Origin of the sequence: Enterococcus sp. AZ191, assembly GCF_051713845.1 — a bacterium.
Taxonomy (GTDB): domain Bacteria; phylum Bacillota; class Bacilli; order Lactobacillales; family Enterococcaceae; genus Enterococcus_B; species Enterococcus_B durans.
On the sequence record NZ_JBIOQS010000001.1, the window covers coordinates 1,717,689 to 1,743,430 of the forward strand.

Below are 25,742 nucleotides of genomic sequence, written 5' to 3' on the forward strand. Positions count from 1 at the left end.
ATTTCAATCATTACTTATTAGAACAAGCGGATCGTATAGCTACTAAGCGTACTTGAACCCAAAACCGATCAAGGGAACAGCCAGTCATCGGTGAGTCTCTCATTACAGCTATAGTTACGATCAATGACTTGGTTTTATTGATAGGTTTGATTCAAGTATTGCAACAGTTCAGGTGCCCGTTTCGTTGCAGAATCCCCTTCTTCTTTATTTTCTAGCATGCTGACCATCAAATAACCATTCGTATCTGGATTTACAGCAAACAAGAAGCTATTTTCCTGACCTTTTTCATCTTGTTTTTCTTTGATTTCTGCTGTACCAGTTTTTGCAGCGATCGGGATATTCAGTGAAGCTAATGAATGGGCCGTTCCATTTACATCTTGGACAACGTCCTTCAAATCTGGGATGATCGTTTGCACCGCAGATTGGCTAATGACATTTTTCTTATCTTTTGTTTCATGATCTAAAACCAATTTTGGATACACAAGCGTTCCATTATTGGCAAAGACAGAGTACATTGTTGCTTGCTGGATCGGATTGATCAACAGCTGCCCTTGTCCATAGCCAGTGTCTGCTAACAAAATGTCTGAATTGAAACTTTTCTCATTAGAGATTTGCGCGGGATTCATACTAAGCGGTAGATCTAGTTCTTCGCCAAATATAAATTTATTCAACCCATCACGGAAGGCCTTTTCGCCCATTTTCAGCGTTTCTTGTGCCATATAGATATTATCAGAATATACTAACGCATCTTTTAGATTTACCTGAGGGACATCACTCACCCGTGTTACTTGATACGAACCCCATGACGAATCTTTTTGCCATTTCAACCCACTGATTGCTAGAGATTCTTCTGGATTGATTGTCTGGTTATCTAAACCGATGGCTGCAGTGATCATCTTGAACGTCGATCCAGGAGCATAGCCTGTCGCAAAACGACTGATGAATGGTTGGTTCTGGTTTTCTGAATATGCTTTATAGTCTTCCTGAGAAATACCATTGGTCATTTTATTTGGATCATAGCTAGGCGAACTTGCTAATACCAATAAATCTCCTGTTTTTGGTGAAGTCGCAACAGTCGATCCTGGTTTTCCCCCTAAGCTATCATAGGCTATTTTTTGTGCATCTGCATCAAGAGTCAATTTGATATCTTGACCGTTTTTTACTTCATGATCGATCAACACTTTTTTCTCCGTACCATTTTCATCCGTAATACTTAATTTTCCGCCATTCGTTCCTCTCAGCTCTTTATCATATGCCATTTCTAAACCAGATCGGCCGATTTTTCCATTACTACTTAATTCTGCATTTTTCTTGATATCTTCGGCAGTGATTTCTCCAATATAGCCGACCAACTGGGCTGCTGCTTCGCCTAATGGATAATAACGACCGTCAACTTCTTGAATAGTCGCACCACTAGGTAGTTCTGGTGTTTCACCATCCATGATTTTTAGGGGAACAAAATAGTCGGGTTGTACCCAGCTTTGAGAAATTGCCTGATTGATTTCCTCTTCATTCAAATCAAACGTTTTAGCGATAGCTGTGACATTCGCTGTTTTTTCTTCGCCTTCTCCTAGTTTACCTGGTACGACCCCTAACTGTTTCAATTTGCCAGTTGTCGCCAAAGGTTTTCCATTACGATCCAAGATATTCCCTCGTTTTGCTGTTTCAGCGGTCAAGCTTACTTTATCGTTGCCTGACATTTGAGGAAAGATCAAGTTAGGTTGCCAGTTGATTTTGGTTTGATCATTTTTTTTTCGATAGAGTCCCTTCATAAGAAAGATCCTTTAGCTCTCCTAACGTAGTATTCATTTTTGCTTTATAACCAAATGTATACGTGTCACTATCTTTCTTATCGATTTTCAGATTTGAAACTTCGATTCCTTTGACGTCGACTGCACCATAGATATTTTGATACTTCTCCAAAACTTCTTTTTTTGAAAAGCTATTCTTGCCTTTATTATCTACTTGGATAAGTGCCACTGCTTTTTCATAGTCGCCCTTATTTAGCTCTGTTACAAATTGTTGGATCGTTTTTTCACTAGCTTTGACTGCCTTTTCTTCTTGTTGATGCTGGTAAAGAAAATAGCCGCCACAAGCCGCTGCAAGAACCAGAATAACCCCGCCACCAACAATCAGACCTGTTTTTTTCTTTCGATGAGTATCACTTCGTTTCATCTTTTCCCTCCACTCGTCAAATATATTCCGTTCCATTCTAACACAAGAAAAGAAGCTAGAACATAGCTTTGATTGCTTGTTCTAGCTTCTTTTACGAAAAACTTACTAATCTAAAAATTGCTTGAGAGCTTCTTGATTTTTGGTCAAATCTAATTCCAATACACTGCCAGAAGGCGTATTGTTATTGAAATCCCAACTTCCATCCACAGGGACAGATAACGTAGCTATTTTTTTGTCTTCATTCAAAAAATCAAGTCCGCAATCGATCAATACGCTTTCCGGTAAATTTGTTTTGATGCTTCCTAATAATTTACCTACCGCCTTTGGCAATTTGAGAATGGAAGTCACATCTTTAAGCTGTGAAGAGAGGGCCTTGATTACTTGTTGCTGCCGTCTGATACGACCAAAGTCGCCTTCTTCATCTTCTCTAAAGCGTGCATATTGCAGCAATGTATTGCCATCCATGGTTTGCTCCCCTTTTTTGATATAGACCTCATCTAAATCCAGATCTTTTTCTGCGTTGATCTTCACACCATCTGGAAATAGTTCGTTCACACAATCAATAAAATCTTGGAAAGTGATGCTTGCATAATAAGGAGCTTCAAATTTGAAGTTTTCCTTTAAAGTCTTGTTTAGCAGATCCACGCCTCCGTATGAATAGGCCGCATTAATCTTATTCATACCATAACCAGGAATATCTACGTATGAATCACGCATGATCGATACTAATTTTGCTTCTTTTGTTTTTTGGTTATACTGCGCCACCATCAAAGAGTCCGAACGTCCTTCTTCTTCTTTGGATCGAGCATCTGAACCTATCAACGCAACATTGATGATCGTAGGCACATCTTTCGATTCTACTTTTTGGACACCAGCTGATTGGTTCCCAGATGAGAATCCATGAACGAATTCAAAGGAAAAATAGCCGACTACGATGGCGATCGTTGCCAAAAAAACTAGAATTATTTTTTGAAATGTTTTCATTTCATATTCCTTTCTAATAAGAATCTCTTACTTGAAAAATCGATCGTTGTCCTTTATGATAATCCAAGCTGAGAAATTCTCAGTTCTTCTTTTTTAGTACTTTGGGTCGATCGAGCTGCAACTCGTCGACCTGTTTTTTTCTTTCCGTTTGTCTAGAAGTGATATTCAGACTTAAGCCAACTGCAAAGGACAAAATGAAATAACTCGTGCCACCATAGCTAACAAACGGCAATGGTACTCCCGTCATGGGGATCAAGCCTAAAACACTTCCGACATTGATGCTGGTTTGCGTGAGTAACCATGTACCGACTCCGATCAAAATCAAACTTGCTTGCTGATTTTGTGATTGGACACTCCTTTGAAAAATCCTAAAACACATCAGAAAAAGCAATAGTAATACAAGCAATGCCCCAATCAATCCGAATTCTTCTGTAATGATCGAAAAAATAAAATCTGTTTCAGATTCTGGCAAATAGCCTTTTTTTGTGATGCTATTTCCTAATCCGCGTCCAAATAGCCCACCATTATAAAGCGCGTAATAAGAATTACTCATTTGATATCCTGCTCCATGTTCATCGAGGAACGGATCATGGACCATCGTAATACGGCTATAGGCGTGTTCAAAAAAGGAGGGCAGCAGTCCATGTTTTTCGAATAATATTACCAGTCCTGCCATCAGGATCAGACCAACAACAGAAGAAAAGATAAGCACTACTCCTTTTTTTATTGGAATTGCTGCCGCCCAGATCATTGCTCCAGCAATTGTTAAGATCATGATCGCCCCTGCTATTTTAGGTTGAAATAAAACAAGCAACGCCATTGTACTAACGAGCAATAGCGGCCTATGGACCTTATCTGGCACCTTTTCGCCATCTCTAAAAAAACGGCTAAGGTATAAAATCAAAAAGATCATTCCTAGTTCAGAAGGCTGGAACTGAATCCCTCCGATAGATATCCATCGTTGCGCTCCATTGACTGTGACAGCGAATAGACCGACTTTCATCATGAGCAATAGTAAAATCGACACCATGATACCGTAGTTTATTTGTTTAGGTTTCAGCAGTATGCGCAACCTGACAGAAAATGTGAACGCGATCATGCACCAACTAAGCAGAATAAAGCAGAATTGACGAACAAACAGACTCTTGGGATCTTCCTGCGCTACGAGTAATCGATACGAACTTGCACTATAAATTTCTAAAAGACCGACAATTGACAAGGCCATATATGGGCCTAAAATCAACCAGTCGATCTTTCTATTTTTCCACATCGCATTTCTCCCTTCTTTGACACAAGTTAGGTGAACCACGAGCGGGTAAGCATCAGTTATTTAAGCACAAGAAAAGGTCAGAAACCTTTTCGAACAAGAATTCTGACCTAGCATCATCTCATCGTCCGAGTTTTAGCACTATACAACGTAAAGAAAAATCCTTAGCTATTTGAAAAAGCCTTAATCCGACAATTCCTGTTTGACCCATTGGCGTCTTTCGACGTTTCTGAGCAATAGCTTGTGTTTGTATAGGAGCCTCACCTAACAAGGTTATTACTATTTTTATTTTTTACAAATTAATAGTAATCGTCTGAACGTTTTTACGCAATAAATTCTGGGATAAAAAAACGAAATTAAACAATCTTTAAGATATTTATTCATCAGTTGAACTCTACATAAAAAATTCCTCTAAACACTATATATGTTTTAGTGCTTAGAGGAATCGCTTTTCACTTTTCGGAATAAAAAGAACTATTTTTACTTATTCAATAGATTGAATAGCCCGCCGATCGTTTGATCTTTTAGTGTGACTTCTTCTCCCTCAATCGTTGCTTTGATGACTTTGAAATGGTCTTGTAATGGTGGTACTTCTAGGTATTGACCTTGAAGAAACTCATTTACTGATCCATATTCTTTTTCCATTGGTTTTGCATCTTCTGCCACTTGATAATAAATGTTTAACATGTTAAAGACCCCTTATCTATGGGATAACGATTGTTACCCTTTTATAAATTAATTTATTTTAGCATAAACAAAGAAAAATAACAGCAGTATTTTATTTTTTACCCAACAGTTAGTCTGGTCGTGCCAACGTGATGATTTCACCAATCGTAGCATAATCACTTCCAGCAAGCCGGCTGATTGCATGAAGCGCTTCAGGATCGATCCGTCCTGTTTCTGGATCATAAACCAATTCATCCAAGTGGTATGCTTCAATCGATAGCAAAAATAGATCGGCGGTCGTTGCTGTTTCATTTTTGATCTCTACATGATCGTAAAGACTCGTTTCAAAGGTAACTTTCGCCTCATTCAAAATCGGGATCGGTGTATTCTCTGACTTTCTTGTCGTTAGATTCGTCAAGGCCAGTTCACTTTCGTCGTTTGGAAGACTCGCCGCTGTTTTGTTCACTTCAAGTAAAATTTCTGCATCAAGTACTTGGATCACCGCTTTTTTTCTTCCTACGATGTTTCTTGCAGTATCCTTCATTTCACCATCTTTTCTCTGGATTGCTAGGGATAACATCGGTGGATTTGAACTCACGATATTAAAATAGCTGAATGGTGCAATATTCAACACCTCTTTGTCAGAAATTGTCGATACGACGGCTACTGGTCTGGGAATCACCGAGCCGATCAATAATTTATAATTTTCTCTTTCAGATAATTCTGAAGGCATACGTGTAATCACTAAATCCCCCTACTTTCTTTCAATAATTGCTTGTACGTAGCAAGTCAACGTTGCTTTTAACTATCTATGAACGCTGTCTCTTTGTCAAGAAACTCTTCTTTTTAGCAAAAGCAGCCCATGTTTTTAGATGCTCAATACTTCCCAAATATAATAGTTGCCCTCATGTACATTTATCCATAAGATAGGTAAAAGGAGGTGCTTTTATGAAACATTTCTTCATACTATCACTCTTGGGCCTGAGTCCCTTATTTCTCAGTGCTTGTACTCTTGATCCCTAAAAAGAGAACTCCCCTATTTCACAAACAACAGTAGTGACTTCAAGTACTGTTCAAGTAGAATCTAGTCAAACAACAAAGGAGGAAACAGTCATGTCGATTGTTCCAGAAAGTTTATTACACGCTGTCACCGCCAATGATCTTCAACAAGTACAAGAATTATTGAAAAATCCAGACTACCCCATTGATGAACAAAATGAAGCTGGTGAAACTCCATTGATGATCGCTACTCATCTGAATCAGCTTGAGATTGCAAAGGCATTGATTGATCATGGAGCGGATATCAATCAACAAGATGGGATACAAGACAGTCCTTATCTCTATGCTAGCGCGCAAGGGAAAACAGAAATTTTAGACTATATGTTAAAAAATGGCGAACCAGATCAGCAGATCGTGAACCGCTTTGGTGGAAATGCACTGATACCCGCTGCAGAAAAAGGCCATTTAGAAAATGTCAAACTCCTCTTAGCAGATGAACGAGTAAACATCGATCATCAAAACAACTACGGGTACACAGCACTGATCGAAGCAGTCGCTTTGAGAGATGGTTCTGCTGTCTACCAGGAAATCGTTCAAGTATTACTAGATAACGGAGCAAACAAGGAGCTACGGGATAATTATGGAAAAACAGCTGAGGACTACGCTAGAGAATTAGGCTATGCACAACTATTGACCCAATTGACCACTACTTCCTAAAGAAAAAAGAGATTTTTAGATAAAAAGAACAGCTCATCAAAAGAAATGTGAGACAAATCCAAAAATCAGTTTTGCAATAGACTCTCGGATAAACGGCGTCCAAAAGTCAGGTTCTTCGGAAATAAGTTGAGATTCACAAAAATTTGAAAAGCAATTTTCGTGAATTTTTTCTTATTTCTCCTAGTTAAACACTTCTGTCCCAGCCTTTTTCTCCAATTTTTCAAACCTAAACGAGTTTTGTCTCGACCTCTATGGTGGTGTGCTCTTTCCATTATTTTAGGATGTTTTAGAAACAGACAGCTCGATTTTATCTGATACTCTACTATCTTTCTTTAAAATAAGTTTACATAATAATTATATAGTAAATATCATGTCTTTATCTACTTCTCTCTTCATAAATAAAAAATGAGATAAAAGTAATCACTCACTTTTACCTCATTTTTATTTTTAAACACTTAAGAAGAACAGCAGTCACCAAAAAGTAAAATTGGATAAAAACCAATTAGCCAATTTCTAGACTTCCTCTTAGTTCTTAAAGTACTTGACTTGTTTCTCTAAGGATACCACCACTCACAAACACTATTTAGAAAGTACTTTTTGTGTATCTTCAACGATTTGTGCAGGCGTTAAATGATAACGTTCGTAGAGTTCTTGCGTTGGAATGCTATCAGTAAATTCTTTTTTAGAACCAAAATTCAAGACATTGATAGAAGAATCACCATAATAACGGCTGATTTTTTCGCCAAACCCGCCTGCCAAGCTACCATCTTCTAAAGTCACAACTACTTGATGGTTTTCTTTCAACTGATCCAATGTTTCACGATCAAATTCTGTGATTGTTCCAGGATTGATCAATGTTGCATCGATCCCTGCTTTTTTGAATTCTTCCACTGCTGCTTTTCCAAGTTCAAGGAACCCGCCTAAAGCCAAAACAGCTACAGTTTCGCCTTCACTCAACACTTGGTACGCTGGTGTCGAGTAATCTTTGGCAATTGCTTCACCATGTTGTACGCCATGTGTTGGAATTCTGATTGCTACTGGTTGTTTTGTTTGTGTCAATGCCCAGTCAAGCATTGAAAGTAGATCTTCTTTAGTTGCAGGTGCAAGATATTTGATATTAGGAATACTTGAAAGATACGCAATGTCAAATGTTCCTTGGTGTGTACGATCGCTTGCAGAGATCGTTCCACCCCCAACCAAAATCACGGCTGGATTTTCATTGATTGCTAAATCATGTGATAATTGGTCATACGCACGTTGTAAGAATGTGCTTGATTGGAAAACTACTGGGCGAACCCCTTGTGAAGCTAAAGCTGACGCAAAAGTAATCGAATGTTGTTCCGCAATACCTACATCAAAATAATGATCTGGATGTTTTTTCTGTTACTCTTTCAAACCAAACATACCTGGAATTGCCGCATTGACAGCAACGATCGGTGTGTCACTATTCGTTGTTTTTTCATCCAAGTAGGCAATGATTGCTTGATTCAACGTTTCGCCAGTTGCTGGATGTTTTGCTTCACCAGTTGCTAGATCGAAAGGAACATGCCAATGGTATTTCATCTTATTTTCAATCGCAGGTCGATATCCGTGACCTTTTTCAGTATACACATGAAGAATGATTGGATGGTCGATATCTTTGATTTCTTTAAATACTTGGATAACTGTTTCAAGATCGTTTCCATTTGCTACATAACGATAGTCAAACCCCATCGCTTTGAACAAGTTATTGTCACTTTGACCATTGCTTTCACGCAATTCTGCCAAATTTTGATACAAGCTACCATGATTTTCATCAATCGACATTTCATTGTCGTTGACCAATACGATCAGATTTGAGTCCAATGCTCCGCCGTTATTCAATCCTTCGTATGCCAAACCACCACTCATTGAACCATCACCGATAAATGCCATCACATTTCCTGTTTCATGTTTCAAGTCGCGGGCTTTTGCTAAACCTACAGCCAAACTGATAGACGTTGATGTATGTCCTACCGTAAAATAGTCATGTTCACTTTCATGTTGATTAGAATAGCCTGTAACTTCATGATAATGTCCTTCTTCAAAACCGTTCTTACGGCCTGTCAGTAATTTGTGCCCGTAAGATTGATGGGACACATCCCAAACGATTTTATCCTTTGGTGAATCAAATACATAATGAAAGGCAATCGTTAATTCAGTTACTCCTAAGTTAGGACCCACATGTCCACCGACTGCGCTATCTTTCTGTAAAATCATTTGACGCATTTCATCAGCTAATAACGTCATTTCTTCAATTGTTAATTGTTTAACGTCTGCAGGACCATTTACTTTGTCCAATATACATTCAGTTGTAGTCATGAATTGTTCTCTCCCTTATCAGCTACTTATTCGCGCTGCTTTTTGCAAGAAAATAGAGTTTCTAGCACAGGAATCATTGTACTACTTGGAGTCAACTCTAAGTCAAGGGGATTTTCAAAAAAATAAAAAAAGAGAAGCGATTTTTCTAGCAAGTAAACATCTATATGTAACTTTCTAAAATTTTTATCAAACAGCTATTTCACTTTTCATTGTGAACACTTGCGGATATTATGAAAAGAAGGAGCCTATCTCTTCATTTTGGTTCTGAGCTTCTTCTATATAAAAGTATCCCATTCTCCATCTTTGCTACTATAAACATTTTCTGAAAACTTAAAGGTTCATGGATCTTCTATTGATATAGCTGCATCAATACAAAAAGAATATTCCCAATGTTATGACCAAACTCATCACTAAATAGAAAATTTTTGTCTTTCGCGACATTTGTAATTCCACGTCATCCCCAACTTTCTATAGTTTATTTATGTACAATTCGATTTTAGCATGTTGATTTTCTGTTGTTGCGAAGGTCTCCAGAACATACTGAAAAAGCATCGTGAACGACAAAAATCTTCGGCAATCGATAAGTATCAGATGCGTACATACTATTATTAGAAGTAAAAATACTGTTTGCAATGAAAACAAAAAAGTCCAAACAATGTCTGAACTCTTTCTATCCATAGAAAAAGGGACAGATGTGTTGCACTCCGAGAGATAAAGCCGAATCCTTGAAATTCATCAACGATGATTTTCATGAAAGTCTTTTTTATCCTCTTCACACATCTGTCCCTACTACATATTCTTACTTAATGGATCGACTTAAAAGTCCTCTTATAATTTACGAGCAAAGAAAGAGACGATCAATACAAGTATGATTGCTCCAATCAATGAAGGAACGATTGCCATTCCACCAATTACTGGACCCCATGAACCTAGTAAAGCTTGTCCGATTGCAGACCCAACTAAACCAGCGATCACGTTTGCAATGATGCCCATTGAAGACCCTTTATTTGTAATTGCACCTGCAATTGCTCCGATAATACCACCAACGATTAATGACCAAATAAATCCCATTTTAATTTCCTCCTATATGCTACTTTTTCCAGTTTTTTTCTTTTTATTATTGTACACGAGGTTCCGCGTTATCTTTTACTTTTTGTGTTCCTTTGCTTACAGCAGATTTTGCTTTATCTGTTTGTTTTGAAGCAAATTGTCCTGTTGTTTTTGCTGCATCTGTCACTTTATCTTGGACAGTTTCTTGATCTTTTTCATACTCTTCTTGTGTTTTGATATCTACGACGTTCACATTCACTTCGATCACATCTAAGTGAGTCATGTCGTTTACTTCGCGACTGATCAAGTCTTTGATTTGTTCGTAGATGTCTTCAATGTCTTTGCCATATTCAACAACAACGTCTAAATCAACAGCTACTTGTTTTTTGCCGACTTCTGCATTGATGCCAGCAGTAACGTTATCTGTATTGACTAATTTTTCAGCGATGTTTGAGAAGAAGCCGCCGTCAAGTGTCAATAATCCGTCAACATCTTTCAATGCGTAACCAATGATCTTTTGGATGACTTTATCTTCATAAGTCAATTCACCTTTAGAGATATGGCTATCTTCTGTGTGAGTACCGTTAGCAGTTACGTTCATGTTTTTCATCTCTTTGTTTTCCATCTTTTATTCCTCCTATGATTTAAAAAAATGATCTAAAATTTTTGTTTCTTTTAAATAAAAACCAATTCCTACGCCAATCGCAGTCATGATGATTATCAAAAGAGTTTTAAAAAAGCCTACTGTAAGCCATAAGATAGCTAGTAGTAACCCAAGTCCCCCGAAAATAATCGGGAGCTTGTATGTTGAAAATAATTCTTTCATTTTAAGTCCCTCCTATTCTACTCGAGAGTGCTTGTTGTCTCTAGTATTTTGCTCTTCATAACCACTATATGTCACAGCTACACCAATATTTTGCTCTGTGCCAAGTACATTTCTGACTTTTTGCTCGATTTCTCGCATCAATGCACTTGTTTTTCCAACTAATGAAGATGTACGTTTTAAATCGCCTTTCACATGAACGTTGATTTTGTTTTTCGTTGAACGTATTTTTACTTTCGGCGAACCAACAAACTCTTCTTCATGTAATTGTGACCGAACCAACCCTTCGATTGCTTTCTTGTCCAACGTCAGTGTACCGTCCTTTTGTTTTAGTACAAATGTGCCTTTTGATTTTGGATAGAATAGTACGACCAATAACAAAATAAACACAAGAATAGCAAAAACGACAGCTGCCCAAAATAGATATTGCTGCATATAGTAGTTTGTGATAACGAAGAAGCGAAATCTTTCCAACTGTTTTGGCATGATATACGGGGCATTGATCACAGCTACACCTAGAAGTACGGATAATAAAAACAAACTTGCGATAATACCGATTATCTTCCACCCTTTATTCATTTTCCACCTCCTACCCTTACTATACTGATGATATTTTTTCGTTATCTAAAAAAACCAACTGTCTAGAATATCGAAGCGCTACCACCCATTGCTGACTCAGATAGGCGTTTTCTCTACTTCTAGCTCGATAAACATAAATAACGAATAAACTCAAAAGTATTTTTTGCTTTTTTTCTATTGGGTATAGTTAAAGGATAGTATCCAACATTAAAAATTGCAAAGATAATGCTCAATTAATATTACAAAAAATAAAGAAATTATTAGAGTTTTCTGATTATTCATCGATTACAAGATTTTATGCAAAAATAAAAAATATGATGTTTTCAGCGTTGTTACCCTTTTCAAAAAAGTATAAAATGAATTATACTGAAATTAGCTCATCTAATTTTTTTGAATGTGATAACCTAAAAAAACAGATTCTTTTGAATCGATAAGTGAGGTGCTCTCATGGTAAAAAAAATCGTTTATGCCTGTATAACAACAATAATTTATTTAATTGTGTCAAATGTTGGTAATTTGTTTTTTGGTGTTTCAAAGGAATTCAGCTGGACGACTACGCTTTGGGAATCCTTTTTCTTCTTTATTTTTGTTCTTTTATTACAGAACTATCGAAAAAAGTAAGAAATTTTACAAGCTTTTTTCTCAACCAATCATAGGTACGTTTCTATTGTTGCTGAATGTTTCAAAGGGTACGATCTTTAAAGAATCATTTCATCAATCTGTAGGACTATAAAAGATTTAACTATTTATTTTGTGCATATCATGCTATAATAAAGAAAGTACGAAAAATATGTTATGCGACATTTTAATTTGTTTTGTTGAAATTTAATCCCACTGGCGTAACTTCAGGGTTACAAGGATGTATTAGTGGTTAGGGAATACATTGTTTAAATGAGAAATAGTTAATCTTTAGTAATGGTTTTACAGCTTTAAATAATAATATTGATTCGTTAGATCGCCTTTTCTCAAAAAGAAGAGGCTTTCGTTCACCTCTCTATTTATCGATAAACAATAAAAATATATCGTATAACGAAAAGGAATGATATATATGAACGTATTTTTCACAAAAATAATGGTGGTTCTCTTAAATATTGGCTTTATCCTTCTTGGATTGCTTTTAACCGTCCAAGTAGCTACAAGCGACCCCCACACCTTTGATTGGCAAACCCTTCTAATGGTGGGCATGCTTTACTTTATTCTTTTGAACTGTCTATTCATTGGCAGTAGATTATGCCGATTATTGACCCAAGCAGCGAATAATCAAGTCTTTTCCTCAGCTAGCTTAGCTATCTTCAAACAACTACGTGGTGCCTTCCTGCTGATTGTTCTAGCTGTTTGTGGCTTATTGCCTAAGTTTTATCTCTTAGCAGATTTGAGTGATTCACCTGGGATCATGCTTCTCGGTGGTTTTATCATTTTGTTTCCAATCGCTATTTATGTGTTATCGACTACCCTTTGTCAGCTACTGGAAGAAGCAATTTATTTAAAAAACGAGTCTGATTTAACTGTGTGAGGAGTGAGAAGATGGCAATAATTATCCATTTGGATGTGATGTTAGCAAAACGAAAAATGAGTGTAACTGACTTAAGTGACAAGGTCGGGATCACGATGGCCAATATCTCTATTTTAAAAAATGGCAAAGCAAAAGCAATCCGCTTTTCTACCCTAGACAAAATTTGCGAGGTCTTGCATTGTCAACCTGGATATATTATCGAATACGTAAAAGATGAGCCAATGGAAAAATAACTACAAAAAAGCTGTCAAACTGATTCCTTTGTATAGTCATCGAGTATAGGACAAATCTAAAAATCAGGTTGCTATAGACTCTCGAATAAACGGCGGGAGCAGAAGCAACTCCTTCGGAAATAAGCCGAAATTCACAAAAATTTGAACAGCAATTTTCGTGAATTTCGGCTTATTTCTCGGAGTTAAACGCTTCTGTCCCAGCCTCTCTCAAAGAAACGAACGTCCAAAAGTCAGGTTTTTCGGAAATTTCAAAAAAAAATCATCAGTCCTTATTGACAAACCAGCCACTAATTTTTTCCACGATGTAGCATTCTCCAAATGGAACATTCGCCTAATTTGGGGAATGCTACATCATAAAAAAGATCAGTAACAGCTTACTTTTCAAAGAGAAAATTCATTATCATTTTGTTGATGGAATCTGATTAAATTATGTATTTCTCTTGCCCTTGGCATAACTGAAATGCCAAAGACCGGTATATCAGAAGACGGACTGAGTGCCACTGATGATATGATACAGTCATATGTGTTTTTGAGTCTTACCTGATCGCTCAAACACCCAGGATCGTTCTTTATGAACCGATAACGATTCCCTAAATACAGCTTTAATTTACCTACTATGTAATCTGCATGATGGATACCATCCATAACTAGCAACGCCTTCACTTGTTTCCCAACTTCTCTTTCTTTTATCACCGCAGGCCAATGAAATACCAGCAAGGTCACGAGTTTTTCTAGCATCTCACTATCTACTTCATTGTCTTTTTTTTCTCTTATCAAATATTTTTCTAGCTCCACTTGGATGGATTTGATAAAGGGATGGAATTGCTGAAAAAATATCCGATACCTGTCATATAAGATATACGAGCATTCTTGCCTACCAGTGCTACCGTAAGCAACTCTTTCGATTACATCAGTACGATTGGTACATAAAATTTGATATTTTGTTTCAAGATAAGTGATAGCTAAATCGATGATCGTCCGAATATGGCTCATTTTTTCATGAATTATCTGTTGATCCACCCGCAATATTTTACGAAGAAAGGGATGTTGGATCATTTGTTCGATCTGCTCTTTATACCAGTTATCCCAAGTCTCTTTGTCCTTCCCAAATTCTTCCCTCTCTTGTTCTGCCACACTTTCGTATTGTGTGAGTGTACTTGCAATGTAAAAAAGCAATAAGTCGTTTTCTTTTTGATCTAGTTGCATGATTCTTTCCTGAAGCTGGTGGTACATACCAAGTTCTGTCAGGAACAATCGACTTTTTTGGCAAATGGTTGGCGAAAAAACTTCTTCTAAGCAAGTATACTTTTCTTGAAATAAACAAGCCATCAATTGAGTGATGGTTTCTTTTTTACCGATGATCTTGATTAGTCCGCGTATAGTCAGCTGGTGTTTTTTAAGTACCAGATTGATTTTCTTCACTATCCGTCGCAAGGTGCTTTCTGAAATGAACAATTCTTCGCATAATTCCAAATACGAGCCATAGTGATTCAATAAAATCGCCTCTAAGAAACGGAATTCGATCGATTCCTTCAATATCGTCCGATAGATATAATCTTCTGTGATATGTGGCGCAATCGTTACAGTGACACCGACATCCCGATCCATTTGGATATGGATCTCTTTTGCGTATGAAATGATATCATTTAGGTCGCTTCTTACTGTTTTTGCAGAACAGGCCAGCTTTTCTTCTATGTCCTGAAAGCGATAGTTTTCTTTTTCAAAAAGCAACTCTAATAAATGAAGCTGACGTTTTAATTTATTTGATAAAATATCGAACATGTTATTCACCGTATTCTTTCATCTTGAATAAATTTAAAAAGCACTCAATTAAAGAGTATTTCATCTAATTGAGTGCTTCTATTCTTTATTTTAGAGAAGTTTGTTCGGGATAGAAATTTATTTTTTCTAAATTCAATAAAAAATGGTCTTGCGTTACTCTACTTTTTATTTTCTGAATGGTCTTCTTTTTTTCGTTTCTTCCAAAACATCAGGAAGCTAGCCATTGCCACAAGAGCGAAACCAAAGATTGAAAAAGCCGCATTTCTGATTGCATTGGTTTTAGGAAGGTTGCTACTGTTGGCAGTTGCACCACCGGTTGCAACACCAGCTCCTCCTGCTGTTGTTCCATCAGCTGCGCCATCACCGCCGTTTCCTTGACCTGCTTGGCCTTCTTCCACAACTTCAAACGTGGCTTCTGTTTCTGCTGAAAATCCACCGTATGAGCGATCTGCTTTCACCGTTAATTTTACTGTTTGCGACCCAAGTTTTGAGGTATCGATTTCCATCTCTGGATCAAGCGTGACAGAATACGCATTTTTTGGAATATCTTTTCCATTCAATTTCACTTCTTTAAGCAATGATTTTAGATCCACTTGTTCTGTCCCTTTGACCAACTTCGCTTCTGCTGGTTCAACGATGAACTCGCCTGTTGGCTCAAAGCCGTATTCTGTTACTTCGTAATACGCATAGTTCGTTCCATAGGTGAAGTTTCGTTCCATTTCTTCAGACATCAGTAAATTACTATTGGAATCTGCATGATACACTTTGATGATCTCGCCAACTGTAACATTTAGCGGCTTACCACTATTGAATCGTGAAATCGCCTGTTCGATCGTTTGGGTTCCACGGACTTCATATTTATACTTGCTACCTGAACGATTTAATACTTCGATGCCATAATAGACCTCGTTGTCATCGAATTCTGTTACCCGATTGGATAACGTAGTCTGATCGTTGCCTTGCATGGATTGGATCTGCATTTGTTCTTTCTTCTTCAATAAGCCAAATGAACCAATAGTATCCCCATTACGATTCTTCAATTGGATCGTGCTGCCCCATTTGACTTCATATGGCACTGAAACATCCCTTGCAGTCACCCCATCTGCTGTCGCTACTTTGACATTCAGCGTTTTCGGTCCAGCTGTGTTCGTATCAAATGCATCTACTTGCTCTACAGTATATAGGTTTTCGGCTAATTTTTGACCATTGAATCGAACATTTTCGATTAATTTCGTCGGATCTACTTCACTAGGATCTTCCCCTAAAGTCAATTCTTGTGTCACTGTATCTGCCTTGATATCTGTGATTGGTTCAAATTCATGGTTCGACACTTGATAATGGGCATAATTCGAGCCACCTGTAAAGTTTTTGACCAGATCATCCCGCATCAATAAGTTTCGACTTCCTGGTTCCGCATGATAGACTTTGATGATATCCCCTTCATCGATTGTCAAAGGCTGCCCTTTGTTAAAGCCTTTGATTGCTTGCCCGATCGTCATATTGCCAGTCACTTCATAGCTGTATTTCACTTTATCCGTTGATTCGGTTAAAGGTATCCCCTCATTAACGATCACTAGTGGCAGTTCCAAAGCACGAGTAGGCGTACTGGTTTCAGTCATTTCTCCATTTTGTAAAGTTCGGATTGCTTCAAGAGGCGAAGTGACTTTCTTGGCATCTGGATTTTCCACGACCTCGATCCGGTAATACACATCTCGTCCAAAAACATTGTTGACAGGGTTTTCCAGAACAGTCGTATCTTCTCCTTTTGTTGCTTTGATCGACCAGTTATCATCTTGATTGATCATACTGAAAGAACCCACTGTAGCATCTTCCAGTCCTTTTAAGACGACCGTACTGCCCCAACGTACTTTATAAGGCACGTCCATATCAAGATCAGCTAATCCATCTTTCATTTCAAGGCGGATTTTAATCGTTTTATCCCCAATCGTACTTGTATCAAAATCAGATAATTTTTTGACCGTATATGCTTCCTCATCTACAGTTTCACCATTGATCCGCACATCCGCAAACAAGTCATTCAATTTTGTTTCAGTTGTTTCTACGCCTAAGAAGAACTCCTTGTTGGTAGATTCAGCCTCCATCACTGGTAACGCCTTGAAGCCATAGGCAGTTACTTCATAATACGCATAAGGTGAGCCATAGGTGAAATCTTCCGCTGATTCATTGACATATAACACAGAACTACCGTCTGTCCGTTGTGGGTGATAAATCTTGACGACATCCCCGAACTGAACGCTGATCGCCTTGTTGGTGCCAAAGTTATCCATGACTTGTTGCAACGTAGCACTGCCAGGAATTTCCTGACTATACGCAATACGATCATCACGAAGGACTTCAATCGAATAGTACAAAGAAGAGTCGCTACTGATTTGTTCATTCGCTGGTGTGTCTAAGCCAGTGTGGATCGCTAACTGACGTCCAGAACCATTCGTTGTATGCAGTGAGAAGGCTCCCGCTGAATGACCATTTTCTGACTTAAGAAAGATCGTGTTGCCCCATTTGACTTCATAAGGCACAGTGATTTCTTTGGAGATATTACCATCTTTCGTATCAAATTGGATCCGCAGATCTTTTTTGCCAGCCGTTGTCGTATCAAATTTGCTTAGTTGTTTTACTGTGTATTGATCCGATGTCAATGGACTACCATTTACAGTCACACTGTTCACTAAACTAGCTCCGTCAACGTTCGTCGTGATGTCTCCTAATGTAAATTCTTGCGGTGCAGAATCCACACTCACTGCTAAGATCGGTGTAAGCCCCTCTTCCGTCACTTCATAGTACGCTTCATTGGAACCCACTGTAAAGTCCTTCACCACTTCGTCCATCATAAAGAGGTTTTTTCCATTCGTTTCTGCATGATAGACTTTGATGACATCCCCTACAGCCATCGCAAGTGGGCTGCCATTGTTAAAGCCATTGATTGCCTCTCCGATCGTACTATTCCCTAAGACTTCATAGGTAAAGCTACTACTTACTCCTTTTATCACATCCAAGCGATAATAGACTTGACGCCCGAGCAAGTTATTCACTGGGTTACTTAAGTTGGTGCCATCCACGCCTTGTGTTGACTGAAGCAACCATTGTTTGTTTTGTTTAACTAAACTAAATGCACAAACAGTGGCATTGTTCAGTCCTTTCAATACGAGAGAATCTCCCCACTTAACAGTATACTCTGCTTCTATCTCGTCAGATGACAAGCCATCTTTCGCTGTCACTTTCAATTTTACTTTCCGCGTACCCACAGTCTGCGTACTTATATCTGATAATGTTTCTACCGTATAAAGATTTTCATCGATCTCCTGCCCATTGATTTTGACAGTTGAAACCAATTGATTTGCATCGATCGTGCGCGTCTCTTCCCCTAACAGAAGCTCTTTTTTCGCTCCTTCGGCTGTCATTACAGGGACAGGCACAAATCCTTGAGGTGTCACTTTATAGTAAGCATATTCTGTTCCATAGGTATAATCTTTTTCCTGCTCTCCGATCATGACAACTGAACTATTCGCTGTTTTCTCAGGATGGTAGATTTTAATGACATCATTGAGTTGAATATTCAATGATCCATTGCCATTATTAAAATCTTTGATTGCTTGATTCACTGTAAAACGATTGGCCACTTCATATTCATATACACTTCGCTCATTTCGTAAAACCTCAAAAGAATAGTAAAGTCCATATGGATCATTTGCAGGTCCCACTGCATCTTCACCCGTTGTTGCTAGTCCCTTCGTCATGGCAATCCGGACTGATGAAGCACTCGTATCCCCTAACCGTAACGAAAAGGCACCAGCAGCGTCTCCAGTAGCCGAACGCATCAGGATCGTATTGCCCCATTTCACTTCATACGGCACAGTGATTTCTTTAGAGACCATGCCATCTGTTGTTTCAAATTTGATCCGTAAGTTTTTGGACCCAGCAGAAGTAGTATCAAACTCTTCTAATTGAGTAACAGTATACAAATTACTCGTTAATTCGATTCCGTTGACTTTGATACTCTTGATTAGTTTGGTGCCATCGATCCCCTTTGTGGTTTCTCCTAGAGAAAATTTCTGGGGAGCAGCATCCGCTTCAACATTTAAAACAGCTTCTAATCCGTGGTCCGTCACTTTATAATACGCATAGTTTGAACCAACTGTGAAATCTTTGACCAACTCGTCTTCCATCAACAGATTTTTCCCATTGGTTTCTGCGTGATAGACCTTGATCACATTCCCTTTTTCAACAATCAGAGGTTGCCCATTATTGAAGCCATTGATTGCCTCACGAATCGAACTATTTCCTGCTACTTCATAGTTGTATTTTCTGGTACTCCCATCTAACACTTCAATACTGTAATATGTATCTCGCCCAAAATGATTATTGACGAAACCACTTAAGTTCGTTCCGTTAACACCTTGGCTTGATTGAAGCGCCCACTGATCATTTTGATTCAATAAACTAAAAGCACCTACCGTGGTATCATTCAATCCTTTCAAGACAAATGTACTGCCCCAGCCAACACTATAATTGATCTCAAATTCTTCTGAAGCAATCCCATCTTTCATGTTGATACGGACACGCATTTTTCGAGAACCGATCGTACTTGTATCAAATTTATCTAATGGTGTCACAGTATATTTACTTTTATCAACTTTTTGCCCATTGATCGTTATATTATCGATTAAATTTGTGGAATCAATTGTTTGAACATTTTCACCTAAGACAAATTCCTTATTTGCTCCTTCAGCTTCTATTAACGGGGCAGGTATCAAGCCATTACGTGTCACCCGATAGTAGGCATACTCCGATCCATAGGTAAAATCATGTTCTTTTTCATCTATCATTACCACTGAACTATTTGTCGATTTCTCAGGATGAGTGATTTTGATGATATCGTTCATTTGAACGGAGACTGTATTATTTGTATTACCAAACGCATTCATGATTTCTTGAAGTGTCGCACGATTGATCACGTTTAGTTCGTAAATAGAGTTACCATTTCTTAAAATTTCAAAATTATAGTACGTAGAGAATTGTGAACCATTTGGATTAACTGCTTCGTTTAATGAGGACTTTAATCCTTGGCGAATTGAAATAGACGCTGTCGAACTACTTGAATTTTCTAGATTCAATGAAAAAGCACCTGCTGAACTACCATTTGCCGAACGCATCAAAATAGTATTCCCCCACAAGAGGGTAGTGGACGTTTCAGCAGTAGCTTTTAACATGACATTAGTATCTAGATGTCTAATTTGAACAGTAATTTTTATATTTTGCTTTCCAGCAACTGAATTATTTGGTTCAGTCGATTCTTCTGCTACAAATTGGAGGTTATTGCTATTGACAGCTTCACCTAACATTGTCACTTCCTCAATGTAATCTCTAAAACTTGTTGATAATGGCAAGTAAGTTCCACCAATATAACGATCTTCCATTGGTTTTAGTTTCAATTGTAACCCAGGGTGAGGTAAAATATTCATTGTAATCGAACTTATTGACTCTCGATTATCCGAAGTTGTGATTTTAGCACGCCAAGTATATTTTCCTGAATTCACTGTTGTTGCATTATCTAACCATTCCAACCGATAATTACTTTTGGTATGTATATCAAAATAGTCTTTTGGATCTGGCATTTTAGTATACTGATAAATTTCAAAATTGTCCTGCTTTGCAGTAATTATAGGTTCTACTGTGATTGGAAAAGATACTTCAGCTGAACGATTAGTTTCATCCTTTACGGATACTTTGACTATTTGTGTTCCTAACTTATTTGTATCAGGTTTTGTCACCCAAGAATAGCTAATATTCCCTCGACTATTTTCAATTTCCAGAAAATCTCCTGGATTAATTGTATTTTGTTTTTCTTCTAGAGTGTGGGTCCCTGCTTTTGCACTTGCTTTCAATTTTCCAATCTTATTTTCTACATTTGTCGGGAATTTCACACTGAAACTAAAGGGAATTCTGTATACACTGAACATAAACCCCTCCAGCAAAGAAAAGGGAAATCGTTCTACTTCAAATACTTCATCTTCTGGCGGAGCAACTTTTAAGCGTCTAAACGTCGCATTGATTTGCCCATTCTCTAGACCTGTTGTTGCATTATCACTGGGTTGTATCGTCATGCGCCAATTACCACTTTTTGAGGTAACTTCTATTCTATATATATTTAGATATACTCCCGGGCCATCATTTTTACGAAGTATACTCACATTAGTAAAAAAAGACTGTCCATGTGATGGCCAATGGGGCCATTGAAATGGATGTTCCACAAGTATACTATGACTTGGATTTCTTCTTGTATTAAATACATCATTGATTTGAATGGTGTCACCAATATTGTAATCATCTGTGTCCGCTTTAAAATTAACATTTAGTCCTTCTTGTAAATTTTTTCCTGCAAATTCTCCTATATCCACCCCTTCTTGAGTAGTTGGATACGGTACAGAGCTTGGAAGCGGCTCTGCCAATGAACCTAAAGGAGAAGTATCCACTGATTTGTCCACTTTTTCTACTTTCTTACTATCCTTACTACTTTTTTTCCCCTTCGTTTTCTCATCGTTTGTTAGCATAACCTTTCTACTCGTACTACTTTCAATTGAATTTAGCATGGCAACTCCCTCAACAACTGTTCCACCGGGTTGTCCGAACGCTAACCCTAATATCAGCGCACTGTTGAGTAACTTTTTATATGATTTCATTCAGTTCCCTCCTTCTATTCTAGAAACAACAGAAAAAGGTTTCTTACTATTGAATAAGTAATAAACATAAGACATATCAGCTTTTTATTATTAAAAATTTCTAATTATTAATAGTACCTAAGAGACTGATTTGATAAGTCCATTTGCTTGCTTCATTTATATGTACGATTTAGTAAGAAACATCTTAATCGTTGCTACTTGTTTGTCCACTTGACTGTGTAATAATTAATTTCTAGTCTCTAATAAGTTTTTTCTCTCCTTTTTCGATTTAGTAACTGACTCAATTTACGTACCTTCTTTAATTTTATACAAAATAACAAATCATGATACGTCAAATTTTCTATTTAGATAGGGTTTTTTTGAAAATAAATTAAAAATTATCAACTATATAATACGTAAAACAACTAATTAAAAGCGATAAATAAAGGGGTGTATACAAATGAACTCATCCTAGCTGCTATCAAGTTAAAGAAAAACGATAAAATCATTACTTATTTCTTATTATTTTAAATAATAAAAATTCCATTTATTATGTTATTAATCATAAAAATCGATGAGTAATTCTTAAAATAAATATGACTATTCAAGGAGAACAAAATCCTTTGTTTTCTCTTCTTATCACCATTATTTCGTTTTTGCGTGGAAAATAATTGATTTTTGTTTTACACATTGTCTTGAACTAACAGATCCATCTTTAAAAAGATAGTTGTATTACTCACTAACTATTGACAGGGCCTTTATATTCTCGAACACTCAATTTATCTAGCGTAATACCCTATTTTTCTTGTTGTTGAATATATTTTCTTACGGTTTCTCCACTCAATCCTACTGTACTTATATGATACCCTTCTGCCCAAAAGGGGCGATTTCCAAACTTATATTTTAAATTTGCTTGCTTATCGAAAATCATTGATGATCTTTTTCCTATTGGATAGCCCATAAAACTAAAGATGCTCATTTTAGGTGGAATACTCAATAACAGATAAACGTGATCTGGTAACATATATTCCTCTAATATTTCTGCTCCTTTATATTTACATGATTGTTTGTAATCTCTTGGATATTTGCCCGTCATTGATCATAAATGATTGTTCTTCTATACTTTGGTGTGCATACAATGTGGTATTTACGTAGCCACTTTGTATAGACTAAACTATTATTTGCTTTAGTAGCCACTTCTTTCCCTTCCAATCGCTAAAATATGACCTGAACAATCATATTTTAGCGATTGGAATTTTTTTGTTAGACCTTATATTCCCCACTCGTATACTAAGTGGTTTTATGTTTCACTCCCTTTGCAAGCTTAACCAGATCTAAAGACAATAATAAAAAGAAGAAGACAGAAGTAAAATTACCGTTGTCTTCTTCTCTAAAACTACATATACAGTAAAACCTATTTTACACGTGGCTCTGTTTGATCTTTCACTTTTTCATTTCCTTGATTAATCGCCTGCTTCGCCTTATCCGTTTGCTCAGAAGCAAACTGTCCGGTAGTTTTGGCTGCATTTGTTACTTTGTCTTGAACTGTTTCTTGTTTCGCGTCAAATTCTTCTTTTGACTGGATATCTGTAACATTGGCATTGATTTCGATCACATCTAAATGAGTCATGTTTTGTACTTCTTTACTGATGATCTCTTTTATTTGTTGAAAGATTTTTTCGATGTCTTTCCCGTATTCAACAATGATCGACAAGTCAACAGCTACTTGTTTTTTACCGACTTCGGTATCGATCCCAGCAGTCGTATTATCTGTATTCACTAATTTCCCGACAACATTTGAGAAGAAACCACCATCGACTGACAATAATCCATCGACTTGTTCTAGTGCGATCCCGATGATTTTTTGTATCACTTTATCTTCGTAAGTCAAATCGCCATTCATGTGCTCTTCCTTTCCATGTCCAGCTGGAGATTGTGGCGCATGGGGTGGAACTGGTCCACCAGGTGTATGTCCACCAGGTTTTGGCAGATCATGGGGAGCAGGTTGATGGTCATCATGGTCTTTGTCATGTTGATGTTTGTCGTGTTCGACTTTTTCTTCTACATTTGGCACAACTGGATCAGGATGTCCTGATACAGGTGCTATTTTATTTTTTTCTGCCGTGATTCCATTTGATTGGTTTGGTGTTACTGGATCTGGATGTGCAGAAACTGGTTTTCCCTGGTTAATATTTTGGTTATTTTGCTTGTTTTGGTTGTTTTTTTCATTGTTATTCATATAATGTTCCTCCTAAGATTTGAAATAATCGTCTAAAAGATGCGTACGTTTCAAGTACATACCAACAGCTACACCAATGATCGCCATGATGATAACTAGTAGTGTTTTAAAAAAACCGATCAACAATAATAATATTGCTAGAATCAAGCCAATCACTCCGCAGATGATCGGGAGCTTGTACGTGGTCATAAATTCATTCATTTCGTCAGCCTCCCTATTCTACTCGCGCTTGATCTGCGCTTCTTTTATTCGTTGGTTCTTGATAACCTGTATACTTCACTGAAACTTGAACAGGTTCATCTTCTCCGAGTACATGTTTGATTTCTTTTTCGATATCTTTCATTAAGGTTCCTGTTTTCCCAATTAATGAAGACGTTCGTCTCAACTCGCCTTTGATCCCAACGGATAGCTTATTTTTAGTAGCTTTCACGTTGACTTTAGGGGAGTCGATAAAGTCATCTTGGTTCAAATGTGAACGAACCATGCCCTCGATAGCCTTTTTATCCAGCACTAATTCTCCGTTCCCTTTTTTCAGTAAGAAACTGCGGATCGTTTTTGGATAGAACAGCAAGATCAGTATGCCAAGAATCGAGAGAATCGAAAAGGCGATTGCCACCCAAAAAATATAATGTCGCAGATAGAAATTCGTTAAAGAAAAGAAGCGGAAACGTTCCAACTGGAATGGTAATGAATAGATCGCACTGATCAAGATCACAAACAACAGCACAGACAATAGTAAAAGCGAAACGATTGTTCCAATGGTCTTTATTCCTTTATTCATTTTTCTCTCTCCAATCTTTCCTTATAGGTTGATTGCTTCGCCACCTGTGACACCGTAAATTTGTGCCGTCACATAGCTTGCTTTATTTGAAGCCAAGAAAACGTATACTGGTGCTAATTCAGCGGGTTGACCTGCTCGTTCTAACAGACTTTTTTGACCAAATTCTGGAATTGCATCCTCAGGTTGACCTTCATCTAGTTGAAGTGGCGTCCAAATAGGTCCAGGTGCCACACCGTTCACACGGATTCCCTTCGGTGCCAACTGTTTTGCCAAACCAATCGTAAAGTTGGCGATTGCTGCTTTCGTCGCTGCATAATCTAATAAGTGCTCGCTTGGATTGGATGCTTGGACAGACGTCGTTGTAACAATTGCACCACCAGCTGGAATATGTGGAACAGCTTCTTTAACAAGTGCAAACATCGCAATGATATTGACCATGAACGTATCTTTTACTTGTTCCATCGGCAGATCGACAATAGATGGAGAAGAGATTTGCTGACCCGCATTTAAGACCAAGGTATCTAATCCCCCAAGTTCAGCAACGACTTTTTGGATCATTTCTTTTGGTGCAGTTTCTTCTCGTAGATCATACGGTAACAGCACAACTTTTCTGCCGGCTTTTTCAATATATGAAGCTACTTCTTTCGCATCTTCTTCTTCTCCTGGGAAAAAGTGCACCCCAATATCTGCCCCTTCTCTTGCATACGCAATCGCTGCGGCACGTCCGATACCAGAGTCGCCTCCAGTGATAAGAACACGTCTGTTTTCTAATTGATTCGAGCCTTCATAAGATTCCTCTCCACAATCAGGGTTAGGGCGCATTTCATTTTGTAACGCAGGTGTATCCTGGTCTTGCTTTGGAAATTTCTCTGTATGATAAAGGTTACGTGGGTCGATTAATTTTGGTTCAGTCATGG

17 protein-coding genes, 3 pseudogenes and 1 riboswitch are annotated in these 25,742 nt (G+C 37.7%); of the genes and pseudogenes, 3 read left to right on the forward strand and 17 right to left on the reverse strand.

Features of this window, described 5'->3' with window-relative positions; genetic code table 11:
- Window positions 1-134: 134 nt before the first annotated feature.
- The 5 genes and pseudogenes from pbp4 to IGI47_RS08285 form a co-directional block, all read right to left on the reverse strand.
- Window positions 135-2,175 (reverse strand): annotated as a pseudogene (gene pbp4 / locus IGI47_RS08265) (penicillin-binding protein PBP4(5)).
- 105 nt (window positions 2,176-2,280) lie between these two features.
- Window positions 2,281-3,159 (reverse strand): LCP family protein, encoded by an 879-nt coding sequence (locus tag IGI47_RS08270; protein ID WP_438783915.1) that lies wholly within the window; start codon window positions 3,157-3,159, stop codon window positions 2,281-2,283.
- Between the two features lie 79 nt (window positions 3,160-3,238).
- Window positions 3,239-4,429, reverse strand: a complete 1,191-nt coding sequence (locus IGI47_RS08275; RefSeq protein WP_438783916.1) for an FtsW/RodA/SpoVE family cell cycle protein — start codon at window positions 4,427-4,429, stop codon at window positions 3,239-3,241.
- Window positions 4,430-4,539: 110 nt separating this feature from the next.
- Window positions 4,540-4,705, reverse strand: a riboswitch (M-box (ykoK) riboswitch).
- A gap of 201 nt (window positions 4,706-4,906) precedes the next feature.
- Window positions 4,907-5,113: a hypothetical protein gene (locus tag IGI47_RS08280; RefSeq protein WP_311931053.1), complete on the reverse strand. Its 207-nt coding sequence runs from the start codon at window positions 5,111-5,113 to the stop codon at window positions 4,907-4,909.
- 109 nt (window positions 5,114-5,222) lie between these two features.
- Window positions 5,223-5,837: a flavin reductase family protein gene (locus IGI47_RS08285; RefSeq protein ID WP_311931052.1), complete on the reverse strand. Its 615-nt coding sequence runs from the start codon at window positions 5,835-5,837 to the stop codon at window positions 5,223-5,225.
- 368 nt (window positions 5,838-6,205) lie between these two features.
- Here IGI47_RS08285 and IGI47_RS08290 point away from each other — a divergent pair, with 368 nt between their 5' ends.
- Window positions 6,206-6,808 (forward strand): ankyrin repeat domain-containing protein, encoded by a 603-nt coding sequence (locus IGI47_RS08290; protein WP_438783917.1) that lies wholly within the window; start codon window positions 6,206-6,208, stop codon window positions 6,806-6,808.
- A gap of 579 nt (window positions 6,809-7,387) precedes the next feature.
- On the opposite strand, the pseudogene IGI47_RS08295 reads toward IGI47_RS08290, so the two are convergent.
- The 5 genes and pseudogenes from IGI47_RS08295 to amaP (IGI47_RS08315) form a co-directional block, all read right to left on the reverse strand.
- A pseudogene (locus IGI47_RS08295) lies at window positions 7,388-9,148 on the reverse strand (1-deoxy-D-xylulose-5-phosphate synthase).
- Between the two features lie 828 nt (window positions 9,149-9,976).
- Window positions 9,977-10,219 (reverse strand): GlsB/YeaQ/YmgE family stress response membrane protein, encoded by a 243-nt coding sequence (locus tag IGI47_RS08300; RefSeq protein WP_081133641.1) that lies wholly within the window; start codon window positions 10,217-10,219, stop codon window positions 9,977-9,979.
- Window positions 10,220-10,265: 46 nt separating this feature from the next.
- Window positions 10,266-10,823 (reverse strand): Asp23/Gls24 family envelope stress response protein, encoded by a 558-nt coding sequence (locus IGI47_RS08305; RefSeq protein WP_016176606.1) that lies wholly within the window; start codon window positions 10,821-10,823, stop codon window positions 10,266-10,268.
- A 12-nt stretch (window positions 10,824-10,835) separates the two neighbouring features.
- On the reverse strand, window positions 10,836-11,024 hold the full coding sequence (locus IGI47_RS08310) for a DUF2273 domain-containing protein (RefSeq protein WP_005875246.1): 189 nt from the start codon (window positions 11,022-11,024) through the stop codon (window positions 10,836-10,838).
- Window positions 11,025-11,036: 12 nt separating this feature from the next.
- Window positions 11,037-11,600: an alkaline shock response membrane anchor protein AmaP gene (gene amaP, locus IGI47_RS08315; RefSeq protein ID WP_005875247.1), complete on the reverse strand. Its 564-nt coding sequence runs from the start codon at window positions 11,598-11,600 to the stop codon at window positions 11,037-11,039.
- Between the two features lie 1,048 nt (window positions 11,601-12,648).
- Here amaP (IGI47_RS08315) and IGI47_RS08320 point away from each other — a divergent pair.
- Together IGI47_RS08320 and IGI47_RS08325 are read left to right on the forward strand one after the other, a co-directional pair.
- The gene (locus IGI47_RS08320) at window positions 12,649-13,113 is read left to right on the forward strand and encodes a DUF2975 domain-containing protein (protein WP_438783918.1); all 465 of its coding nucleotides are present in this window, start codon (window positions 12,649-12,651) and stop codon (window positions 13,111-13,113) included.
- 11 nt (window positions 13,114-13,124) lie between these two features.
- On the forward strand, window positions 13,125-13,346 hold the full coding sequence (locus IGI47_RS08325) for a helix-turn-helix domain-containing protein (protein WP_438783919.1): 222 nt from the start codon (window positions 13,125-13,127) through the stop codon (window positions 13,344-13,346).
- A gap of 381 nt (window positions 13,347-13,727) precedes the next feature.
- Here the strand turns inward: IGI47_RS08325 and IGI47_RS08330 are convergent, their stop codons facing one another.
- The 7 genes and pseudogenes from IGI47_RS08330 to IGI47_RS08360 all read right to left on the reverse strand — a co-directional run bounded on the left by IGI47_RS08330 (window position 13,728) and on the right by IGI47_RS08360 (window position 25,740).
- Window positions 13,728-15,128, reverse strand: a complete 1,401-nt coding sequence (locus tag IGI47_RS08330; protein ID WP_438784457.1) for a helix-turn-helix domain-containing protein — start codon at window positions 15,126-15,128, stop codon at window positions 13,728-13,730.
- Between the two features lie 158 nt (window positions 15,129-15,286).
- A complete protein-coding gene (locus IGI47_RS08335) occupies window positions 15,287-21,826 on the reverse strand; it encodes an LPXTG cell wall anchor domain-containing protein (RefSeq protein WP_438783920.1) in 6,540 nt (2,179 codons plus the stop codon).
- A gap of 775 nt (window positions 21,827-22,601) precedes the next feature.
- Window positions 22,602-23,002 (reverse strand): annotated as a pseudogene (tnpA, locus tag IGI47_RS08340) (IS200/IS605 family transposase).
- A 217-nt stretch (window positions 23,003-23,219) separates the two neighbouring features.
- On the reverse strand, window positions 23,220-24,044 hold the full coding sequence (locus tag IGI47_RS08345; protein WP_438783921.1) for an Asp23/Gls24 family envelope stress response protein: 825 nt from the start codon (window positions 24,042-24,044) through the stop codon (window positions 23,220-23,222).
- A 12-nt stretch (window positions 24,045-24,056) separates the two neighbouring features.
- On the reverse strand, window positions 24,057-24,245 hold the full coding sequence (locus IGI47_RS08350; protein ID WP_438783922.1) for a DUF2273 domain-containing protein: 189 nt from the start codon (window positions 24,243-24,245) through the stop codon (window positions 24,057-24,059).
- Between the two features lie 13 nt (window positions 24,246-24,258).
- Window positions 24,259-24,825 (reverse strand): alkaline shock response membrane anchor protein AmaP, encoded by a 567-nt coding sequence (gene amaP / locus IGI47_RS08355; protein ID WP_438783924.1) that lies wholly within the window; start codon window positions 24,823-24,825, stop codon window positions 24,259-24,261.
- 21 nt (window positions 24,826-24,846) lie between these two features.
- Window positions 24,847-25,740 (reverse strand): SDR family oxidoreductase, encoded by an 894-nt coding sequence (locus IGI47_RS08360; RefSeq protein WP_438783925.1) that lies wholly within the window; start codon window positions 25,738-25,740, stop codon window positions 24,847-24,849.
- Window positions 25,741-25,742: the final 2 nt, after the last annotated feature.